The 3601-nt window shown below is 31.3% G+C and carries 3 protein-coding genes; all 3 read right to left on the bottom strand.

Translation table 11 applies throughout. The features are described 5' to 3' along the window. On the bottom strand, positions 1-1364 hold a 1364-nt coding region (locus tag DNK84_RS03660), incomplete at its 3' end, for a condensation domain-containing protein (RefSeq protein WP_162902196.1). Continuing rightward, positions 1345-1548 carry a hypothetical protein gene (locus DNK84_RS03655; RefSeq protein ID WP_119343215.1) on the bottom strand — a complete coding sequence of 68 codons (204 nt, stop codon included), beginning with the start codon at positions 1546-1548 and terminating at the stop codon, positions 1345-1347. The genes DNK84_RS03660 and DNK84_RS03655, both read right to left, overlap by 20 nt. 426 nt (positions 1549-1974) lie before the next feature. Next, positions 1975-3174: a hypothetical protein gene (locus tag DNK84_RS03650; protein ID WP_119343214.1), complete on the bottom strand. Its 1200-nt coding sequence runs from the start codon at positions 3172-3174 to the stop codon at positions 1975-1977. Positions 3175-3601 lie beyond the last annotated feature (427 nt).

Genomic DNA, 3601 nt, shown 5'->3' with positions numbered 1-3601 from the left:
TTCCAGTCGTAAACAATTTTCTTATATATATCCTGACTTAAAATATTCACTGATTTTAGGTTAAAATTCTTCTTTTCAACCGCAGTCTCAAATAAACACTTAAAACTGCTAATAAAGTTATCAATTAACTGCTTTTCAAATAAATGTTCCTGATAAGTTATTTTTAATTTAATATGATTAGAAGAATATTCGTCATACAGCAAGCTCATCTCATATATCGCATCACTGTTAGACAAACTTAAAGCAGTGACTTCTGCGTCTAATAATTGTATTCTTGCTGTATTTAAGTTTGCTTGAGCAAAACCAACGTTAAATAAGTTATTAATATTAGCTTGGTTAATTTCGCGTTGATCTTGAATAATGTTAATTAACGGGTAACCTTGATAAGGTCGAATTTCTTTTCTTTGATTAATAAAAAAAGCAACTAAGTTTTTAAAACTATCGCATTTCTCAAGATCAAACTTTAAGAATATATTATTCACAAAACTACCCATAGCCTTTTTAAAACCTTTAGGTCGCATATCAACTGGATAGCTAATAAAAAAAAAATTTTGGTTGGTGTATCTATATAAACATGAAGCAAATAAAGATGATAAAATAATAAAATTTGTTGCTTTATTTTCTCTTGCATAGTTTTTTAATCTAAAAGTGTCTGCCTGATTAATTTCAAAATCAACTGAATTACTTTTATACTTTTCTAGTCTATTGGATCTTACTAAATTATTTTTATATGGGAGCTTAAGCTTTAGAGTGATATTTTCTATAAATTGGCGCCAAAAGTATTTTGATTTTTTATAATATTGTTTGCTTAACAGGATTTTTTCTGACTCGATAAGCTCATCAAAAGAGTACTTATCTAATGTTACAAAGTGATTATTGAATAGTGCGTTATAATACTTTTCGATGTGTTGACAAAATTTAGCTGCGGTTAGAGCATCAGCTATAATGTGATGTGCCTTAATGACTAAATAGTAATTCTGTTGACTTATAATTAAAAAACCTTGAACTAGAACATCTTGGGTTAAATCAAATGGTTGGTTAATAATAGAGTTTATTTTTTGATCTACATCTTCACTTTTATCTAATGTTATTTCGTGATAGAAGTCATCAATACTATAGTTCATGTAGTAGCATATTTCACCGCACTTAGAATATCTGGCATGTAAAATGTCATTCTCTTTAATAACAAATTCACAAGCTTTTTTGAGGAATGATTTTTTGAGATTTCCAGTTATTTTGTAGCCTAAGGTCACATTATATTTTGTTTCCTGAGGGGCTAGAGTCCATTCTAAAAAAAATTGCTTTTGATATACGCTTATAGGCAATAACCGTGTTTTTATTTTATCACTTTCTACATCCAACACTATAACTATCTCCCAAATTGTCAACAGCATAATGGATTCTAGCTGAGAAGCTACCCTTGCTTATACCAAATGCTTGAACATTGTTACCATCTTTTTCATAACCTGCTGCACAAGCATGAACCCTCATAACCGTGGAATCAAGTATAGTGTCCTGCTGCAGGTCAAAATCACTGAAGTTAACCATTATATCTTCCTTAAAGCGCTACCCAACCCAATGTTTATAACGCTTATGTATTGCCCTAAAATGATCATATTGTTTTGGTAACATCCATCATTAACCTAAAGCGTAGTAAACAGCCCTATAAAAAAAGTCAAATCAGTCTGTTTTTTTAACATGTTATTCCTTTTACTGTTTACAAAAACACATAAGTCTCTCTCAAAGCTTAAGTCTCTTAAATTTATATTCATCTAAAAGCTGAGGGGCTATAACTATAGTCAACATTTGTTGACTATCACCTGCTGCTCAAAACTTACGAGAAGAATTAAACGCTTTTTTCAAAATTTTAACTATTCAGGTGGATTTATTGACGATGTGTCAATAAATCGACTGAATCATTCCCTCTCCCCTTCCGCCTCTAAAGGCGATATTTATGTGACCTCAAGGGAAAATTTAAGCTAACATTGATTGCATATGATTGAGCATCTCAATACCACTTTTATCAAATAAAATAGTTATTCTTTTGTCATAATTCAAACCGTGCTGATTTAATTTGATTTGTTTCGATATTTCAGAGCATATAGCTGTTAGTGCGATATGAAGATCAATCGCTCTATAAGGGTTTTGCTGGTTTTTACCTAACAATTGATCTGTAACGCTTGTAAAAACGGGCTCAACATCGTAGTTATAAAGATCAGAAAAACTTTTTGACAATGTCATTATAGAAATCATTATAGCTCTTAACAAATCAGCATTTGATTTAAGGTTGTTAATCAACTCAATTGACTCAATTGAATGCAATCCACCATCCAACACTAAATTTTGCAACTGCATACAATTACCACTGTGTAACCATGTTGTAGGCACATATCCAAGACCAATCATATTAACCACAAGTTCAACCCATGAATATAAAGACTTTTTAAAGCTTTTTTTGCTTAAATCATAATTCTGTTTTTTCCATAAGACATCTCCAACATCTGCAATAGCTAAAGGATATTTGTTAATAGCATGGGCAGCCCTTAACGGATTACCATGATAGTAGTAAATATAGATAGCCAAACCATCACTTGCTAATTTTTTCGTGTAATCTAATACTGAGAATTGTGATCTATTTGACAAAAAAGGTGAAATGTTAGAAATAAATTTTCTAGAAATTGATTCGGGTATCTTATACACAGAAATTGGTAAGGCTACTTTAGGAAAATGACCAATATTGGTATAATAATTATTCGTAAAATTGTAACTTTTACTGGCACAGTTTATTGCAGCCTGAAGAGTAAGTGCTAAATATATTTCATGCCCAAACATTGGAAATCCATCTATTTTAGAAGGTACTACACCCATTGGGTAGGTTATCTCTTTCTTATATAACCAGGAATAATCTTCAGAAAATGGTTCAGTACCTTTTATAACCAAGACACCTTCAGCTACTCTTATGCAAAATGATCGAGCATGACCTTCTAAGCGAAAAAAATTTTTTTCAGAAAAAGACCTGCAAGTATTAGCTACAATGAAGTCATTTTCTATATCTTTCAATGTTTTTTCAATTTCAGGATTGATACTCAATAAGTTTTTATATTGCGAAATATCATGATTCCTCAAATCCCAACACTTAGTTAATGTGTAATCCAGTTTATGTATTGATTCCATAGTATTTCATAATTAATGAAAACATTAGGTTCCAAGCTATCTCATTGACCAAGTATTGTCAAACTGAACTTCCCTTAAATTTTGTAAAAATTTGCTACCGGTAGGTGTCAAGCTCAGCAATTACCGTCCAGCTGGTTGTGCTGCCTGATTTTCCCAAATTGCTCATTTTTCCTCAAAATGATCAGCAAAACTCAGTGAGCTTATTTTTATACCCATACAGTGAATTTATAGTTATTTAGGTCTGCCAAGACAATAAAAAATGTAAACATGTTGAGTTTGCAATCTTGAAAATGACTGTGTTTGTGGCTATTTTTAGATCAAATATTTTGTGCGAGCGCAGCAAAACTCAGTGAGCTATAAAAGGAAGTGTATTTATATTATGTCCTAAGCTGCCTTTTTCAACCCAAAAAGAACATGTTTCTCCCAA

Origin of the sequence: Facilibium subflavum (assembly GCF_003574485.1) — a bacterium.
In the GTDB taxonomy this organism is placed as follows: Bacteria; Pseudomonadota; Gammaproteobacteria; order Francisellales; family Francisellaceae; genus Facilibium; species Facilibium subflavum.
Note: the sequence above shows the minus strand (reverse complement) of the source record. Positions and strands in the feature narration are given on the sequence as shown.

Excerpts from the sequence above, each read along its gene's own strand:
- DNK84_RS03655 (WP_119343215.1), bottom strand. The coding sequence starts at position 1,548 with ATGGTTAACTTCAGTGATTTTGACCTGCAGCAGGACACTATACTTGAT.
- DNK84_RS03650 (WP_119343214.1), bottom strand. The coding sequence starts at position 3,174 with ATGGAATCAATACATAAACTGGATTACACATTAACTAAGTGTTGGGAT.